Source organism: Rhodovulum bhavnagarense, from assembly GCF_004343505.1.
Classification (GTDB): domain Bacteria; phylum Pseudomonadota; class Alphaproteobacteria; order Rhodobacterales; family Rhodobacteraceae; genus Rhodovulum; species Rhodovulum bhavnagarense.
The window spans coordinates 1-18339 of the sequence record NZ_SLXU01000019.1 but is presented as its reverse complement, the minus strand read 5'-3'; the positions used below and the strand labels follow the sequence as shown (position 1 = coordinate 18339).

16 protein-coding genes are annotated in these 18339 nt (G+C 62.0%); 14 read left to right on the top strand and 2 right to left on the bottom strand.

Features of this window, described 5'->3' with window-relative positions; all coding sequences use genetic code 11:
- Positions 1-5: 5 nt before the first annotated feature.
- From nuoH to EV663_RS13870, 14 genes are all read left to right on the top strand, one after another.
- Positions 6-1043 (top strand): NADH-quinone oxidoreductase subunit NuoH, encoded by a 1038-nt coding sequence (gene nuoH, locus EV663_RS13935; protein ID WP_132952909.1) that lies wholly within the window; start codon positions 6-8, stop codon positions 1041-1043.
- 1 nt (position 1044) lies between these two features.
- A complete protein-coding gene (locus tag EV663_RS13930; RefSeq protein WP_132952907.1) occupies positions 1045-1233 on the top strand; it encodes a hypothetical protein in 189 nt (62 codons plus the stop codon).
- A complete protein-coding gene (gene nuoI, locus EV663_RS13925; protein WP_132952905.1) occupies positions 1230-1724 on the top strand; it encodes an NADH-quinone oxidoreductase subunit NuoI in 495 nt (164 codons plus the stop codon). Before EV663_RS13930 ends, nuoI begins: the two co-directional genes overlap by 4 nt.
- On the top strand, positions 1721-2134 hold the full coding sequence (locus EV663_RS13920; RefSeq protein WP_132952903.1) for a carboxymuconolactone decarboxylase family protein: 414 nt from the start codon (positions 1721-1723) through the stop codon (positions 2132-2134). The genes nuoI and EV663_RS13920 overlap by 4 nt, the downstream gene beginning before the upstream one ends.
- The gene (locus EV663_RS13915) at positions 2131-2739 is read left to right on the top strand and encodes an NADH-quinone oxidoreductase subunit J (RefSeq protein WP_132952901.1); all 609 of its coding nucleotides are present in this window, start codon (positions 2131-2133) and stop codon (positions 2737-2739) included. Before EV663_RS13920 ends, EV663_RS13915 begins: the two co-directional genes overlap by 4 nt.
- A gap of 46 nt (positions 2740-2785) precedes the next feature.
- Complete coding sequence (gene nuoK, locus EV663_RS13910) at positions 2786-3091, top strand: NADH-quinone oxidoreductase subunit NuoK (protein WP_132952899.1); 306 nt, start codon at positions 2786-2788, stop codon at positions 3089-3091.
- 6 nt (positions 3092-3097) lie between these two features.
- Positions 3098-5152, top strand: a complete 2055-nt coding sequence (gene nuoL / locus EV663_RS13905; RefSeq protein ID WP_132952897.1) for an NADH-quinone oxidoreductase subunit L — start codon at positions 3098-3100, stop codon at positions 5150-5152.
- Positions 5153-6694 carry an NADH-quinone oxidoreductase subunit M gene (locus tag EV663_RS13900; protein ID WP_132952895.1) on the top strand — a complete coding sequence of 514 codons (1542 nt, stop codon included), beginning with the start codon at positions 5153-5155 and terminating at the stop codon, positions 6692-6694.
- A 10-nt stretch (positions 6695-6704) separates the two neighbouring features.
- Positions 6705-8147 carry an NADH-quinone oxidoreductase subunit NuoN gene (nuoN, locus tag EV663_RS13895; protein ID WP_132952893.1) on the top strand — a complete coding sequence of 481 codons (1443 nt, stop codon included), beginning with the start codon at positions 6705-6707 and terminating at the stop codon, positions 8145-8147.
- Positions 8137-8913, top strand: a complete 777-nt coding sequence (locus EV663_RS13890; protein WP_243697971.1) for a biotin--[acetyl-CoA-carboxylase] ligase — start codon at positions 8137-8139, stop codon at positions 8911-8913. The genes nuoN and EV663_RS13890 overlap by 11 nt, the downstream gene beginning before the upstream one ends.
- 9 nt (positions 8914-8922) lie before the next feature.
- Positions 8923-9702, top strand: a complete 780-nt coding sequence (locus EV663_RS13885) for a type III pantothenate kinase (protein WP_132952891.1) — start codon at positions 8923-8925, stop codon at positions 9700-9702.
- A complete protein-coding gene (locus tag EV663_RS13880; protein WP_132952889.1) occupies positions 9699-11372 on the top strand; it encodes a ribonuclease J in 1674 nt (557 codons plus the stop codon). Before EV663_RS13885 ends, EV663_RS13880 begins: the two co-directional genes overlap by 4 nt.
- 183 nt (positions 11373-11555) lie before the next feature.
- Complete coding sequence (locus EV663_RS13875) at positions 11556-12149, top strand: exopolysaccharide biosynthesis protein (RefSeq protein WP_132952887.1); 594 nt, start codon at positions 11556-11558, stop codon at positions 12147-12149.
- 165 nt (positions 12150-12314) lie between these two features.
- Complete coding sequence (locus EV663_RS13870; protein ID WP_132952885.1) at positions 12315-13718, top strand: DEAD/DEAH box helicase; 1404 nt, start codon at positions 12315-12317, stop codon at positions 13716-13718.
- A gap of 164 nt (positions 13719-13882) precedes the next feature.
- Here the strand turns inward: EV663_RS13870 and EV663_RS13865 are convergent, their stop codons facing one another.
- Together EV663_RS13865 and EV663_RS13860 are read right to left on the bottom strand one after the other, a co-directional pair.
- Positions 13883-17200 carry a hybrid sensor histidine kinase/response regulator gene (locus EV663_RS13865; RefSeq protein ID WP_132952883.1) on the bottom strand — a complete coding sequence of 1106 codons (3318 nt, stop codon included), beginning with the start codon at positions 17198-17200 and terminating at the stop codon, positions 13883-13885.
- A gap of 302 nt (positions 17201-17502) precedes the next feature.
- On the bottom strand, positions 17503-18339 hold an 837-nt coding region (locus EV663_RS13860; protein WP_132952881.1), incomplete at its 5' end, for a calcium-binding protein.

Below are 18339 nucleotides of genomic sequence, written 5' to 3'. Positions count from 1 at the left end.
GCGATATGGCTGACTTACTGAATTCCGGATTTGGGGTGGCGCTGGCGATCGCGGCGCAGGGGCTCATGGTCATCGCCTTCGTGATGATCTCGCTTCTGTTCCTGGTCTATGGCGACCGCAAGATCTGGGCCGCGGTGCAGATGCGCAAGGGGCCGAACGTGGTCGGCGCCTTCGGCCTGTTGCAGACCGTGGCCGATGCGCTGAAATACGTTGTGAAAGAGGTCGTGATCCCGGCCGGCGCGGACAAGCCTGTCTTTTTGCTGGCGCCGATGATCTCTTTCGTGATGGCGATGCTTGCCTGGGCGGTCATCCCGTTCTCGGACAAGCTGGTTCTGGCCGATCTGAACGTGGCGATCCTTTACGTCTTCGCGATCTCCTCGCTTGAGGTTTACGGCGTTATCATGGGCGGCTGGGCGTCAAACTCGAAATACGCGTTTCTTGGCTCGCTGCGCTCTGCCGCACAGATGATTTCCTACGAGGTGTCGATCGGGCTGATCATCATTGGCGTGATCCTGTCGACCGGCAGCCTGAATTTTGGCGATATCGTCGCCGCGCAGGATGGCCGGTTCGGGCTCTTCTCTTGGTACTGGCTGCCGCACCTGCCGATGGTGGTGCTGTTCTTCGTCTCGGCGCTGGCCGAGACCAACCGCCCGCCCTTCGACCTGCCCGAGGCTGAATCGGAACTGGTGGCGGGCTATCAGGTGGAATATTCCTCGACGCCCTTCCTGTTGTTCATGGCGGGCGAATACATCGCCATTTTCCTCATGTGCGCGCTGATGACGCTTCTGTTCTTCGGTGGCTGGCTGTCGCCCATCCCAGGCCTGCCCGATGGCGCCGTCTGGATGGTGGCCAAGATGGGCGTCTTCTTCTTCCTCTTCGCGATGGTCAAGGCCATCGTGCCGCGCTACCGCTATGACCAGTTGATGCGACTGGGCTGGAAGGTGTTTCTGCCCATGTCGCTGATCTGGGTCGTTGTGGTGGCATTCTTTGCGCAATTCGGTGCCTTTGGCGGGGCCTATGCCCGCTGGGCCGTGGGGGGCTGACATGAACGACCTGGCACGCATCCTGATCGACGTGAAATATCTCGACCTGATGGACCTTTCTGCCTCGGTGAAGGCCGATCTCGACAAGCGCCTGGCCGCAGGGGGCAGCGCGCGCGAGATGACGCAGGAGGACCTGGCCGCCTGTATCTTTGCCTGGGCCGCACGGCAGATCGACGGGGACAAGACATGACTGCAATCGACTGGAAACGTGCTGGAAAATACTTCCTTCTGATGGATTTCATCGAGGGTATGCGCCTTGGCATGAAGTATTTTCTCGCGCCCAAGGCCACGCTGAACTACCCGCATGAAAAGGGGCCGCTGTCGCCGCGTTTCCGTGGCGAACACGCGCTGAGGCGTTACCCCAACGGCGAAGAACGCTGCATCGCCTGCAAGCTGTGCGAGGCGATCTGCCCCGCCCAGGCGATCACCATCGACGCCGAGCCGCGCGAGGACGGCTCGCGCCGGACCACGCGCTATGACATCGACATGACGAAATGCATCTATTGCGGCTTCTGCCAGGAGGCCTGCCCGGTGGATGCAATCGTCGAGGGGCCGAATTTCGAATTCGCGACCGAAACGCGGGAAGAGCTGTTCTACGACAAGGCGAAACTCTTGGAGAACGGCGACCGCTGGGAGGCCGAGATCGCCCGAAACCTCGAAATGGACGCGCCCTACCGATGAGCGATTTCGCCAAACTCTTGGAGCAGATGGTCGAGCAGAGCCACAAGATGGCCCGCGCGTTCAACCCCGCGTTGGAAAGTTTCCAGGTGCATGGCTTTGACAAGCTGATGCCGACCATGCCCCGCGATTTCATGGACATGATGTGGGGCAATACCTTCAATCCCGAGGGGCTGGACGCCAAGACGCGGCTGCTGGTCGTGATTGGGGGTCTGACCGTCCTGGGGGCGCAGGCCGATGCGCAGTTCAAGATCACCGTGCGACACGCTCTTGAGGCGGGTGCCACCCAGAAGGAGATCGCCGAGGTGATCTACCAGATGGCGATGCTGGGGGGTATTCCGGCGATGAGCCGGGCGCTGGAACTGGCGCAGACGGTATTCGACGAAAGATCGAAAGAGGAGGAGGGCGCATGAGCGTGGCGGATATCGCATTCTACTGTTTTGCGACGGTGGCGGTTGCCTCGGGCCTTTTCGTTGTTCTCGCTCGCAACCCGGTTCATTCGGTTTTGTGGCTGATCCTCGCCTTCTTTTCCTCGGCGGGGCTGTTCGTCCTGCTGGGGGCCGAATTCGTCGCGATGCTGCTTGTCATCGTCTATGTGGGTGCGGTGGCGGTTCTGTTCCTCTTTGTGGTCATGATGCTGGATGTCGATTTCAGCGAGCTCAAGGCGCACATGGCCGCGTATTTCCCGCTGGGCGGGTTGATTGGCGCGGTGTTCCTGGCCCAGCTCGTGATGGTCTTTGGCGTCTGGCGCAGCGCCGATAGCGTGTTCGAAAGGCGCGCAGCCCCCATGCGCGAGGGCCAGACCAATACCGGCGCGCTGGGTGAGCTGATTTATGACGACTACATCCACCTGTTCCAGGTGGCTGGCCTGATCCTGCTGGTTGCGATGATTGGCGCTATCGTGCTGACCCTGCGTCACCGGCCTGACATCAAGCGCCAGGACGTGCTGGCGCAGATGTATCGCGATCCGGCCAAGGCGATGGAACTCAAGGACGTGAAACCGGGGCAGGGTCTCTGACCCCGGACGACAGTACAGGAACGGGCAAATCGCCCGGAGGGACGGAATGATTGGACTTGAACATTACCTGACGGTGGCCGCGGCGCTGTTCGTCATCGGGATCTTCGGGATCTTCGTGAACCGCAAGAACGTCATCGTCATCCTGATGTCGATCGAACTCATGCTCTTGGCGGTGAACATCAACCTGGTGGCCTTTTCGGCCTACCTGGGCGATCTGGTAGGGCAGGTCTTTACCATGTTCGTGCTCACCGTTGCCGCCGCCGAGGCTGCGATCGGGCTTGCGATATTGGTGTGCTTCTTCCGCAACCGCGGTTCTATCGCGGTGGACGACATCAACGTGATGAAGGGGTAAGGGCACATGGAAAAGATCATTCTCTTTGCACCCCTGATCGGGTCCATCCTGTGCGGCTTCGGCTACAAGATGATCGGGGAAAAGGCCGCGATGTGGCTGACCACGATCATGGTCTTCCTCGCGATGGTGTTCTCCTGGGTGGTCTTCGTGGGCTTCGACGGCGAAACCCGCCAGATCGAGCTGTTTCGTTTCATCGAAAGCGGCACGCTGTCGGTGGACTGGGCGATCCGGGTGGACCGGCTGACGGCGATCATGCTGATCGTGGTGACGACCGTGTCGGCCTTCGTCCATCTCTACAGCTTCGGCTACATGGCCCATGACGATAACTGGCGCGAGGGCGAAAGCTATAAACCCCGCTTCTTTGCCTATCTGTCGTTCTTCACCTTCACCATGCTGGCGCTGGTGACCGCCGACAATATCGTGCAGCTTTTCTTCGGCTGGGAGGGCGTGGGCGTCGCCTCTTACCTGCTGATCGGGTTCTATTATCGCAAGCCCTCGGCAAATGCCGCCGCGATCAAGGCCTTCGTGGTCAACCGGGTGGGCGATTTCGGCTTTCTGCTGGGGATCTTCGCGATCTACTTCCTGGCCGACAGCACCCGGTTCGAGGACATCTTTGCCGCTGCGCCGGCCATTGCCGAAACGCAGATGACATTCCTCAACGGCACGTGGAATGCAGCCGACGTGATTGGCGTGCTGTTGTTCATCGGGGCTATGGGCAAGTCGGCGCAACTGTTGCTGCACACCTGGCTGCCCGATGCGATGGAGGGTCCGACCCCGGTTTCGGCCCTGATCCACGCCGCAACCATGGTCACCGCCGGCGTGTTCCTTATATGTCGTATGTCGCCGATCATGGAATTCGCGCCGAACGCCCAGGCCATGATCGTCTTTGTCGGTGCGCTGACGGCATTTTTCGCCGCGACCGTGGGCCTGGTGCAGAACGACATCAAGCGGGTGATCGCCTATTCGACCTGCTCACAGCTTGGCTACATGTTCGTGGCGGTGGGCGTCGGCGTCTATTCGGCGGCGATGTTTCACCTGCTGACGCATGCCTTCTTCAAGGCACTGCTGTTTCTTGGCGCGGGCTCGGTCATCCATGCGATGCACCACGAACAGGATCTGCGCAACTATGGCGGCTTGCGCAAAAAGATCCCCTATACATTCTGGGCCATGATGATCGGAACGCTGGCGATTACCGGCGTCGGTATTCCGCTGACCCATATCGGCTTTGCCGGGTTCCTGTCCAAGGATGCCATCATCGAAAGCGCCTGGGGCGGGCATGCCTACCTGGCCTTCTGGGCACTGGTGATCGCCGCGGCCATGACGAGTTTCTATTCCTGGCGGCTGATGTTCATGACCTTCTGGGGCGAGGCCCGCGGCGACAGGCACACGCATGAACACGCCCATGAAAGCCCGCTGAACATGCTGGTGCCGCTGGGCGTGCTCAGCGTGGGCGCGGTCTTTGCCGGGATGATGTGGTATTCGGACTTCTTCGGCGACCATGACCAGGTAAACCGTTTCTACGGCATTCCCAGTCACGAGGCCGTGGCCGAGGCCGGACATGGTGACGACATCCATGGCGCCGATGTCGCGCATGCGTTCGCGATGCCTGGCGAGGGCGCGCTTTACATGGCGCCGGACAACCACGCGATGGACAACGCCCACCATGCCCCGCAATGGGTCAAGGCCGCGCCCTTCATGGCGATGCTGGCGGGGTTCTTCGTGGCCTTTACCTTTTATATCCAGTCACCCGATCTGCCTGGCAGAACAGCGCGCATGTTCCGCCCGCTCTACCTGTTCCTGCTGAACAAGTGGTATTTCGACGAGCTGTTCGACGCGATTCTCGTCACGCCTGCGCGCAATATCGGCCGGGCGCTGTGGAAAGGGGGCGACGGCAGTATCATCGACGGGGGGATCAACGGGCTGGCGATGGGCATCGTGCCCTTCTTCACCCGTGTCGCGGGCCGGATTCAGTCGGGTTACCTGTTCCACTACGCCTTTGCGATGGTGATCGGGATCGCCGTGTTCATCACCTGGATGATGCTTGCCGGGGGGGCGCAGTAAATGGACAACCTGCTTTCCATCATTACCTTTACCCCCCTGATCGCGGCAGTGATCCTGGGTTTGTTCCTGCGTGGCGACGATGCCGCGGCCCAGAAGAATGCCAAGTGGCTTGCGCTTATCGCAACCGGCGCGACCTTCCTGGTGTCGCTTTTCGTGCTGGTGGGATTTGACCCCTCAGATACCGGTTTTCAGTTCGTCGAAGAACGGCAATGGCTGATGGGCCTGACCTACAAGATGGGGGTTGACGGCATCTCGGTGCTGTTCGTGATGCTGACCACCTTCCTGATGCCCATCACCATCGGGGCGTGCTGGAACGTGACCCATCGGGTCAAGGAATACATGATAATGTTCCTTGTGCTGGAAACGCTGATGCTGGGCGTTTTCTGTGCGCTGGACATGATCCTGTTCTACCTGTTCTTCGAGGGCGGCCTGATCCCGATGTTCCTGATCATTGGTATCTGGGGTGGCAAGGAACGGATCTATGCCACCTTCAAGTTCTTCCTCTACACCTTTCTCGGTTCGGTGCTGATGCTGGTGGCGATGGTGGCGATGTATATCGATGCGGGCACCACCGACATTCCCACGCTGTTGACACACCAGTTCAGCGCCGGCGATATCGTGATCGGCGGCAAGACCATCGTGGGCGGCATGCAGACGCTGATGTGGCTGGCCTTCTTTGCCAGCTTTGCGGTCAAGATGCCGATGTGGCCGGTCCATACCTGGCTGCCCGATGCCCACGTGCAGGCGCCGACCGCCGGGTCGGTCGTTCTGGCTGCGATCCTGCTGAAGATGGGCGGCTACGGCTTCCTGCGCTTTTCCCTGCCGATGTTCCCCGTGGCATCGGACATATGGGCGCCGCTGGTGTTCTGGCTGTCGGCCATCGCGATCGTTTATACCTCGCTGGTGGCGCTGGCCCAGGAGGACATGAAAAAGCTGATCGCCTATTCCTCGGTCGCGCATATGGGATACGTCACCATGGGCGTGTTCGCCGCAAACCAGCAGGGCGTGGACGGGGCGATCTTCCAGATGATCAGCCACGGATTCATCTCGGGGGCGCTGTTCCTGTGCGTGGGCGTGATCTACGACCGGATGCACACCCGCGAGATCGACGCCTATGGCGGGCTGGTCAACCGTATGCCGGCCTATGCGCTGATCTTCATGCTGTTCACCATGGCCAATGTCGGCCTGCCGGGAACCAGCGGGTTCATCGGGGAATTCCTGACGCTGGCGGGGATCTTCCAGGTCAATACATGGGTGGCGGCGGTTGCCGCGCTGGGGGTGATCCTGTCGGCGGGCTATGCGCTGTGGCTGTATCGCCGCGTTGTCTTTGGCGATCTGATCAAGGAATCGCTGCGCACCATTTCCGATATGGGCCTGCGTGAGCGGGCGATGTTCGCCCCCCTGGTGGCGATGACGCTGCTGTTGGGGGTCTATCCGGCGCTTGTGACCGATATCATCGGGCCTTCGGTCGAGGCCCTGATCGCCAATTATGAAACGGCCCTGATCGAGGCCGAGGCCGCGGTGCGGCTGGCCCAGAATTGAGGGGAACGCGATGATCCTTGACGACCTTTCCGTCCTGCTGCCGGAAATCGCCCTGGCTGTTTATGCCATGCTCGCGCTGGTAGGTGCCGTATATACGGGCAAGGACCGCGTGGCGCCGCTTTTGACACTGGTGACCGGTGCGCTGTTTCTGGCCCTCGGGGCCTGGATCGGCCTGACCGCGGGGCCCGTGCAAACCGCCTTTGGCGGCGCGGTCGTGGATGATGCCTTTGCGCGGTTTGCCAAGGTGGTGATCCTTGTATCTGCCGGCGCGGTCCTGTTGATGAGCCAGAATTACATGCGCCGCTCGAACCTCTTGAGGTTCGAGTTCCCGGTTCTGGTAACGCTGGCCGTGGTCGGCATGATGCTGATGGTATCAGCGGCTGACCTGATGCTTCTCTACATGGGGCTGGAACTGCAATCGCTGGCCCTTTACGTCGTCGCCGCGCTGCGTCGGGACAGCGTTAAATCGACCGAGGCGGGGCTCAAGTACTTTGTTCTGGGTGCGCTCAGCTCTGGCTTGCTGCTCTACGGGGCGTCTCTGACCTATGGCTATTCGGGCACGACGCTGTTTTCGGGTATCCTGGCCACGCTGCACCAGGGCGACATGCCGATCGGCCTGTTGATCGGCCTTGTCTTCCTTATCACCGGAATGGCCTTCAAGGTTTCGGCAGTGCCGTTCCACATGTGGACGCCCGATGTTTACGAGGGCTCGCCGACACCGGTCACGGCGTTTTTCGCCTCTGCGCCAAAGATGGCGGCGATGGGACTGTTCGCGCGGGTGCTTCATGACGCTTTCGGGACGGTTCCGGGCGATTGGGGACAGGTGATTGCGGTGCTGTCACTGCTGTCGATGGTGCTGGGCGCGGTAGCCGCCATCGGTCAGCGCAACATCAAGAGGCTGATGGCCTATTCCTCGATCGCGCATATGGGATACGCGCTGATGGGGCTTGCCGCGGGCACTGCGCTGGGGGTGCAGTCGATGCTGGTCTACATGGCCATCTATGTCACGATGAGCGTGGGTACCTTCGCCTTCATCCTCGGGATGGAAAAGGACGGCCAGCCGGTGACAGATATCCGCAGCCTGCACATGTATTCAGCCACCGCCCCCCTGAAGGCGCTGGCCATGGGGGTGCTGTTGTTCAGCCTGGCGGGCGTCCCGCCGCTGGTGGGCTTTTTCGGAAAGTTCTACGTGGTCAAGGCTGCGGTCGATGCCGGGCTTGTCTGGCTGGCGGTTGTCGGCGTGTTGGCCTCGGTGGTCGGCGCGTTCTATTACCTGCGCATCGTCTTTTACATGTATTTCGGAGAAGCTGGCGAGCCGAGGCTGAACGGGACGATGCCGATCGCGCTTTGGGGTGTCCTGATGGTCTCGTCCGTTGCGATGGTGGTCGGTGTCGTCAACCTGTTCGGGATCGAGGGGCTGGCGCTGGCCGCCGCTGAAACCCTTGTCAACTGAGGTCGACAGAGGGCAGGGCGGCTGGCACTGGCCGGCCGGCCATGACCTGATCTTGCTGGATGAGGTCGACTCCACGATGGCAGAGGCCCGCCGCCGGGCACCGCTTGATCGGCCGACCTGGATCGTTGCACGCCGCCAGAGCTCAGCGGTGGGCCGTCGAGGTCGGTCCTGGATCGCGCCGGAGGGCAACCTGTCGGCAACGTTTGTCATGGCGCCGGGCTGTGAGCCGTCGCGCGCAGCGCTTTACTCCTTCGTGGCGTCCTATGCCCTTTATGCCACGCTGACCGCCTATGTGGAGGATCGCGCCGAGTTGTCGCTGAAATGGCCCAATGACGTCTTGTTGCGCGGGGGCAAGCTGGCGGGCATCCTTCTGGCGGCCGAGGGGAATGCCGAACAGGTGGCATCCCTTTCGATCGGCATCGGTGTGAACCTGAATGCCGCGCCTGCGCCGCCTTTGCTGGGCGAGGGGGCACTTGCCCCAGTCAGCCTGGCGGAGGTCGCCGGCGAGTCGATCGATCCGCTGGAATTCCTTGCCTTCCTTGCCGAACATATGGACCATCAACACCGCTTTTTGGTCGAACACGGGTTTTCCCCGTTGCGCGCGGCCTGGCTGGCACAGGCCGCGAGGCTTGGCCAGGAAATAACCGCGCGCACCGGCCGCGAGGAGATTGTCGGGCTGTTCGAAACGGTGGACGAGGATGGCCAGCTTGTCCTAGACACCCTCGACGGTCGGCGCATCATCGCGGCGGCCGATGTGTTCTTCTGAGGGCGGGCCATGCTTTTGTGCATCGACTGCGGTAATACCAATACCGTCTTCTCGATCTGGGATGGCGAACGGTTCCTGTGCACGCTCAGGACCGCGACCGAACACACCCGCACCGCCGACCAGTATTTCACCTGGTTCTCGACGCTCATAGCCCATCACCGGATCGAGGCACGGATCACCGATGTCATCATCTCGTCCACGGTGCCGCGCGTCGTGTTCAACCTGCGCGTCTTCGCCGACCGCTATTTCAACACGCGGCCGCTGGTGGTGGGGAAACCCGAATGCCTGCTGCCGCACCCCGCGCGCGTGGATGCGGGCACGAATGTCGGCCCCGATCGGCTGGTGAATTCCGCGGGCGCCTATGACCGGCACGGCGGCGACCTGATCGTGGTCGATTTCGGCACGGCGACCACCTTTGACGTGGTGGCCCATGACGGCGCGTATGTCGGCGGTGTGATCGCGCCCGGCGTGAACCTGTCGCTTGAGGCCCTGCACATGGCCGCCGCGGCGCTGCCCCATGTCGACGTGACCAAACCGCAGGCGGTGATCGGCATGAACACGGTTGCCTGCATGCAATCGGGCGTGTTCTGGGGCTATGTCGGCCTGGTGCGCGAGATCTGCGCGCGGATCAGGGGCGAATATGAAAGGCCCATGCGGATCATCGGCACCGGCGGGCTTGCCCCGTTGTTCGCGCAGGGCGATGTGCTATTTGACACCGTCGAAGACGACCTGACCATGCACGGCCTGACCGTGATCCACGCCCATAACAAGGAACAAGAGGCGAGATGAGCAGAGCCCCCAGACTGATCTACCTTCCTCTCGGCGGTGCCGGCGAGATTGGCATGAACGCCTATGTCTATGGCTACGGGCAGGAAGATGCCGAACGGCTGATCCTTGTCGATATCGGCGTGACCTTCCCCAACATGGACACCACGCCCGGCGTGGACCTTATCTTTGCCGATATTTCCTGGTTGGAGGAACGGCGCGACCGGCTGGAGGCGATCTTCATCACCCATGCGCATGAGGATCATGTCGGCGCCCTGGGGCATCTGTGGTCGCGACTCAAGGCGCCGGTTTATGCCCGCCCCTTCACCGCCAACCACGCCGCGCGCAAGATGGAAGAGCAGGGCCAGGACCCTGCCCATGTGAACGTCGTCCAGCCCTGGCCCGAACGCATCAAGGCCGGGCCGTTCGAGGTGGCCTTCCTGCCGGTGTCGCATTCGATCCCCGAAAGCTCTGGCCTCGTAATCGATACGCCCGCCGGCCGCATCGTGCATACCGGCGATTTCAAGCTGGACGTGACGCCGGTACTGGGCGACCCTTTCGATCGCGTTCTCTGGGCCGAGGTGGCAGCGGCTGGTGTCAAGGTTCTTACCTGCGATTCCACCAATATCTTCTCGCCCAATCCGGGCCGGTCCGAGGCCAGCGTCGGCCCTGCGATCCGGCAACTGGTGGAACGCGCGGGCGGCATGGTGGTCGCGACGACCTTTGCCTCGAATATCGCTCGTCTCAAAACACTGGCAGAGGCCGGGCGCGATGCGGGCCGTTCGGTCTGCCTGCTGGGGCGGGCGATGCGACGTATGGTCGAGGCGGGCGTGCAAAGCGGTATCCTGACCGATTTTCCGAAAACCATCAGCCCCGAAGAGGCCGGCGACATTCCGCGCGATCACCTCATGCTGATCGTCACCGGCAGCCAGGGCGAACGCCGGGCCGCCTCGGCGCAACTGTCGCGGGGCAAGTACATGGGGTTGAGCCTTGCCGAGGGCGACCTGTTCCTGTTCTCGTCCAAGACCATTCCGGGAAATGAACGTGACGTCTTGAACATCGTCAACGCGCTATCGGAAATGGGGGTGGATGTCGTCGATGACGATGCCGATCTCTACCATGTGTCGGGCCACGCCAACCGCCCGGACCTGGCCCAGATCCACCAGTTGATGAAACCGGGCGTGGTGGTGCCCATGCATGGCGAACATCGCCACCTGCGCGAGCATGTCAAGCTGGCCGCCGAGAACGGGCTGAACGGCATACTTGCGCCCAATGGCACCTTGCTGGATCTGACCGGCGCGGTGCCGCGGGTTGCAGGCTATGTCGATACCGGGCGCACCTACCTTGATGGCACGGTTCAGATCGGTGCGCTGGACGGTGTGGTTCGCGATCGGATTCGCATGGCGCTGAACGGGCAGGTGGTTGTGTCGGTCCTGATCGACGAAGCTGACGAACCGATGGGCGAGCCTTGGGTCGAGGTGAACGGGCTACCGGAGAAGGGCGCGTCCCGCGCGCCCCTGTCCGAGGTACTTGAGGCCGATCTCGACCAATTCCTGCGCCGCGCCGATGACAGGACCCTGGCCGATGACGACAAGCTGGAAGAGGCGATGCGCCGTATCACCCGCCAGATTGCACAGGCCGAGATCGGCAAGCGTCCCGAGGTCAAGGTCATTATCAGCAGGCTGAGCGAGTAGCCGCGAAGCATGGCGCACCGGGCCGATCTTGCCGGACCCGGACTTGCCGGCCTCGGGCCGCGACACCATCTCGCGCGGCGCCCGGCGTCTGCCCCTTGAATTGTCGCGCCCATGCAGCGACATGGAAGGCATGCCACGCAAAAAACGCCGGGTTGACCGGTATCAGCGGGACGACCGCGCGCCATGAGCCGGGACCATGACGACTGGGTGCTGTCCAGCCTGCTGGATGACCTCGCACGGCTTGCGCTTTCGCGCGACCAGATCACGGTGTCGGAGTTGATCGACACGCTAGGTGCCCGCGGTTTTGGGCCGCTTCTGGTCATGCTGTCGGCATTCCTGATTCTGCCGGTCGGGATGGTGCCCGGAATTCCGGCCGTTTCAGCCGTTTTCATGATCCTTATCGGCGGGCGGATGTTGACCGGCGAGGCGCGACTTTGGGTTCCTGCCAGGCTGGGGCGGGTGAAACTGACCGGTCACCTGCTGGCGGTATCGGTTGCCCGGGCCCAGCCCGCGATATTGTGGCTGCGACCGTTGCTGGCCCCGCGCCTGGCCTTCCTGATCGACAGCATGGTGATGCGCAGCGTGCTGGCCGTGATCCTTATGGTCACGGGGGCCGTGATCTTTGTGGCGGGTTTCATTCCGGGCTTGCCATTTGTGCTGTCGCTGCACGTCCTGGTGCTGGGCATGGCGCTTGCAACCCGTGACGGACTGGTGGCATTGATTGGCTATTGCATGCTTTTGCCCGAAATTCTGCTGATCTGGAGGGTGTTTCTGTGACGATGCCGCGCCGATCGGTCGCCCGGCTTTTGCTTGGCTTTGCTTGACGAAAACCGCTCTATCGCCTATGGCCGAGACCATGAGAGACGGGACCGGCAATTCGGCCGGTCGGGCCGCGCGGATGCCAGCGGCCAAAACAATGCCGCAACCACGCGAAGGATCCTGATGACTACGTTTGCCGATCTGGGGCTCGCCCCCAAGGTTCTGTCTGCCATAGCCGCTGCAGGCTATACCCAGCCCACCCCGATCCAGGCAGGCGCGATCCCGCCCGCCCTTCAGGGGCGTGACGTTCTGGGTATCGCCCAGACGGGCACCGGCAAGACCGCCAGTTTCGTCCTGCCCATGATCACGTTGTTGTCGCGCGGTCGGGCGCGGGCGCGGATGCCGCGCAGCCTGGTCCTGGCGCCGACGCGTGAACTGGCGGCCCAGGTGGCCGAGAATTTCGATACCTACGCCAAGGATACCAAGCTGACCAAGGCGCTGTTGATCGGTGGCGTCAGCTTCAAGGAACAGGATGCGCTGATCGACAAGGGCGTGGATGTCCTGATCGCCACGCCGGGCCGGCTGCTCGACCATTTCGAGCGTGGCAAGCTGCTTTTGACCGGCGTGCAGATCATGGTAGTGGACGAGGCTGACAGGATGCTCGACATGGGGTTCATCCCCGATATCGAGCGGATATTCCAGCTGACTCCCTTTACCCGCCAGACCCTGTTTTTCAGTGCCACCATGGCCCCCGAGATCGAGCGGGTGACGAATACCTTCCTGTCCAATCCCGAAAAGATCGAGGTCGCCCGCGCCGCCACGACCGCCGAAAGCATCGAACAGGGTGTTGTCTGCTATACCGCGACGCGCAAGGATCGGCAGGCCAAGGAAAAACGCGCCCTGTTGCGTGCGCTGATCGAGGGCGAGGGCGCGCGTTGCACCAACGCCATCATCTTTTGCAACCGCAAGACCGAGGTCGATATCGTCGCCAAGTCCCTGAAAAGTCATGGATATGATGCGGCCCCGATCCATGGCGACCTGGATCAAGGCACCCGCACCAAGACGCTGGACCTGTTCCGCGAGGGAAAATTGCGTCTTCTGGTGGCCTCTGATGTCGCGGCGCGCGGGCTGGATGTGCCCGCGGTCAGTCATGTTTTCAACTATGACGTGCCCTCTCATGCCGAGGATTACGTACACCGGATCGGACGCACTGGCCGCGCCGGGCGCGAGGGCAAGGCCCTGACAATCTGTGTGCCCCATGACGAGAAGTGGCTGGCCGCCATCGAGGACCTGGTCAAGAGAGAGATACCGCGTGTTCCGAGCCCGCTGAAAGGGCCGGACCCCGAGGCCAAGCCGCGGCGTGATCGCGATCAAGCCCACCCCCGCGCCGAGCCAGTGCAGGATCAAGCGCGCACACCCCTCGCCGAGGGGAGCGATAAGTCGCGCACGACGCGCAACGCCCGCTCTGGCCGCAGCCGACGCAGTGGCGGGCGCGACAGGGACGAGCCGGTGGTGGGCATGGGTGATCACATGCCTGCATTCCTGACCCGTTCTTTCCGTCCGCAACACGAACCGGCAGAGGACTGACTACCGGACGGGATCACGTCATGCGCGTCCGCGATGGGGCAGGGGGCTGTCCGGTCGACGAGGCGCATGTGACGGGGTGCGCCCTCTCCGGGCCGAACATGCCGCATCCAAAGGCTCAGAGCTGGTAAACCCCTGACCGCGCGCGCGTCGTCATCGATGCCATCTCAGGAAGGTTTGCCCATTGCCTGTTTGCAGGCTGCGATCAGGTCAGCCTGCATGATCGGTTTGCCCAGCACGATGGTGAAAAGGGTTTCGGTACTCTTCTCCGAGTTTTCGTTCCAGTCGGGCACGGCCGTCAACAAGATCACGGGCACGTCTGGCGCAAGGCGATGAGCGGCCTGTGCCAGTTCCGCACCGTTCATTCCCGGCATGTCGAAATCGGTCACGACGAGATCCCAGGCGTCCGGGTCGTCTTGTAGCGCCTCGATCGCGTCCTGCGGATCGCTGCAACAGGCGACGCTGGCCCCCGACCGTTCAAGATACTCACCCACGACCATCAGCACGTCCTCGTTGTCGTCTACGGCGAGGATGGTGCGGCCTTCGAGTGAGGCGCTGGTGCCTTCTCCCGTTTTGGCGGATCTTGGCCGACTCGTTTCGGTTGACCCGACCGGCCAGAAAAAGGTGAAAGCGGTCCCCTTGCCAACGGTGCTGTCCAAGCTGATGGCGCCACCGTAACTGCGTGCGGCGCTTGTCACGATTGTCAGGCCCAGGCCCGATCCGTCTTGTGCCTTCGTGGTGTAGGAGGGGGTAAAGATCCGGTCCTGCGACTCGGCCGGAATCCCGATACCGGTATCGCGGACCCTGATCATGCAATAGCTCCGAGCCTCTTGCAGATAGCCGATGCGGGGTTGCAAGCCGAGATCTTGCGGCCCCGCCATGGCCAACTCGACGGTAATGCGCCGGTCGTTTTTCCGGGGTGAGGCGAGGATCGCATCACGCGCGTTGACCCCGAGATTCAATACCACCTGAAGCACATCCGTAGGATCGGCCTGGGTGATCACAGGGTTTTGGGGCAGGTCGAGATGCAGGTCGATATCGGGGCCAAGACTGACCTGCAACAGATCGCAAGCCTCGCGCACCGACTTGCGCAGGTCAAGGGTGATCCGCTTGGCCGTGTTTCGATCCTGGTTGAAAAAGCGCGCGATCAGGTCTTTTCCGCTCTGGCTGGCGGCAAGGATGCGTTCGGCGTTTTTCTCGATGGCGATGCCCTCGTTCAGCATATCGGCCGCGCCTGCGATCACCGCCAGCAGGTTGTTGAAATCATGGGCGATACCGCGCGAAAATTGGGAAATGATCTCGCGCCTCTGCGCGATCTGCAATTGTTCGCGCAGTCGCGCCTGTTCCATCGACGCGCGTTTGCGTTGTGTTACGTCGCGTGCGATGCACAAGATCCCGCCATCGTCGCGCAAGGTCAGCGAAAGCTCGACGGGAAAGACGCCCTCGTCCCTGCGCTGTGCCATGACCTCGCCTTGCCAGCTTCCTTGACGACGCGTTTCGGGAATGGCGGTAGTGGCGAGAAACTCGGCCACTTCCGGCGGGTAGAGAACGCTCCAGTCCTGGCCGATGCAGTCGTTATCACTGGCCAGGCCCAGCATGCCGGCAAAGGCGCGGTTCAGATACAGCACCTTGCCCCCCGCATCGGTAATGCCCATGCCATCGCGCGAGGCATCCATCGCGGCAAGCCGTTCCTTTTCGGCCCGCTGCACCGATCGTTTCAGATCGGTGATGTCGATACGAAGCCCTACCTGGCCGCCGTCGGGCGTGCGCCGTTCGATCACTTGGATCCATCGACCATCCGCCAGCAATTGTTCGGAGGTGTGATCGTCCATGCGATGCCGGCGCAACCGCTCTGCGGCCCATTCTTCTTCGCGGCCTTCGACATTTGCATATTCGCCGCGTTCGAGGCCATATCGCATGATTTCTTCGAAACGGCGGCCCGGTTCGATCATCGGGGCCGATTTGGGATAGCAGGCGCGATAGCGTTCGTTGCACAAAACAAGCCTGTCATCTGCATCGTAATAGGCAAAGGCCTGCGGCAGCACCTCGACGGCGCCTTGCAGCCGTTCCTGGGCCAGGGCAAGTTCATGGCTGCGCTGCGCAAGTTTTTCGGCGTATTCCTTGCGCTCGCTGATATCGGTCTGAACGGACAGGAACCCCGTAAACGTGCCCGATGCATCGTGTACCGGCTGAAGCCGCATCTCTGTCCAGTAGGGCGTGCCATCCTTGCGAAAGTTGCGCGTTTCGATCGTTAGGCTTTGATGTGTGCGGATCGCGTAGTCTATCGCCTCCGCGGCTTGCGGTTCGGTTTGCTCGCCACGCAGGAAACTGCCGGGCGCCTTGCCCCGCACATCATCCAGCCGATAGCCGGTCTGTTTCTCGAAGGCCGGGTTGACATAGGTGACCAGCCCGTCGGTATCGGCCAGGATGACGGTTTCTTCCATCTCTTCGACGATCCGCGCCAGTTGCTCGCTCCGCCGTTCGCGCGCGCGCTCTTCGGTGGTGTCGCGGACAGAGGCGACTATATGGTGTCGGGCGGTATCCGGCTCTGCCGGGCTGGCGGCCGCAGCGACAGAGAAAAAGCGGGTTCCCAAGGGCGTTTCCAGCGGAATATCCGCCTGCCGGACGATATTGCCTTGCACTGTCCTGTCAAAGATGTCCCGCACGATCGTCGCGGTTTCGTTCGGCAGGGCCTCTTCGATGGTGTGCCCGATCACCTGATCGGGGGGCAATATGCGCAAATCATCGTCGCCGGTATGGAACGAGGTGAACCTGCCGGTGTCATCCAGTTCCAGCACCAGGTCGGGGATGGCATCCAGGGTTGCTCGCAGACGGTTGCGTTCCGAGCGGACGGAATGCTGCGCCTCCTGCACCCGCCATGCCGCGGCCCTGCGTTGCAAAAGCGCCTGCATGGCATGGGCGGTCGATTGCAAAAGCGCGATTTCGCCGGGCAGGAACTCGCGATAGTCCTGCACCATGTCCAGTCCGACAAAGCCGGTGAAAACTCCTTCGCTGCCGGTCGGCAGGACAAGCAGGGATTTGATCCCCTGCATCATCAGGGTCTCTTTCTCGGGCGAGTCGTCCGGCATGCCGGGTACATCGGGTATGTGAACGGCGTGGCCCGCGTTGAACCGGTCGAACCAATGCGCCGCGATGTCTATGGGTACCCCCTGAAGCATCCCGATCATCGGTTCGATGCCGTCGGCACACCATTCGTGGGTATTGTCCAGCAGATTGCCGTTACGCAACTGGAATAGATAGCTTCGGTCAGAGACGAAAAAGCTTCCTATATCGGCAAGGGCCTGGTCGATGGCGCGGTCGGCATGATCATTATCGGCCCTGAGCAGGGTGTCAAAGACGCGCGTGATCCTGATCTGGGCATCGGTGACGCGCTTGTAGGCCGAGCCTTCCGACAGGCCGGGTAATACGTGATCGGACGCGCCGACATGGCCGATGCAACCCTCGGTCTCTCGTTCGTTGCTCATCACAGCCTCCGTGCGCCTGCCGCGTTGCGATCAATCGACCGTTTTTTCAACATGTCAGGCCAATGCCTCGGCGCGATGGCGACCGCCGGATATCACCATCTTGCATGTAACCGCGCTTGCGTGGCGGGCAACGCGCGCCCCGGCCAGACGCCACCTGCCCTGCGGCCGGGGGCGCGCTGCGGTTTTCCGGTTTCCAACTCCGGATGCACCGGAATCGGCCGAGCGGCACCAAATCCGATCCTCGTTGACGGGCGGACGGCGTCCGCCATGACGACGCGCCTGCGGAGGGTCAACCGGGAAAGTCATTCGTCATCATCGTCGTCGTCATCCTCGCCGATCTCGACATTCAACTCGTCCAGATCGATGTCATGGATCACAAGCTGCTGATCGTCGCCAAAGTTCAGCACCACGTTCTTGTCATCCTGGAACGCAACACGGTCTAGCAGCTCTTCCAAGGTCTCGCCCTCGTTCAAGAGCGCAGAGTCAAGCAGGATGCGGTCCTGTTCCGCGTTGAAATCGCGGATCACATCCTCACCGCCCTTGATGCCGTAGACGAAAATATCCTGCCCGGTCCCCCCCGTCAGGAAGTCATCGCCCTCGCCGCCGTCCAGGATGTCGTCATCGGCATTGCCGTAAAGGATGTCGTTGCCTTCCCCGCCGATCAAATGGTCTGCGCCGCCCCAGCCGGTCAGCGTGTCGTCATCCAGCCCGCCGATCAGCTTGTCTGCGCCCTCCTCGCCGATCAGTTCGTCTCGGCCCTCACCCCCGATCAGCGTGTCGTCGCCCTGGCCGCCCCGCAGGTAGTCGTCGCCCTCGAGGCCCGATATCAGGTCGTCCCCGGCCCATCCCGACAAGTCATCCGCGGCTGCGGTGCCGGTGATCACGTCCGCCCCGCTCGTCGGTCCATCCTCGATGTCGTCATCTTCGTCATCGTCGTCATCCATATCCGCGATGATCGATCCTTCGGCATCCTTGTCGTCGAGATCGCCGGGCAAGCCGCCAATCACCTCAAGCGAGGGCACGCCATAGGGGAAATAGATATGTACCTCTGCGACCTCGAAGGGCTTGTCGAAGCTCAGGTCGAGCGTTTTGTCTTCTCCGAGCACTGGGACGTCACGGATGACGGCCTGTTCGTAGAG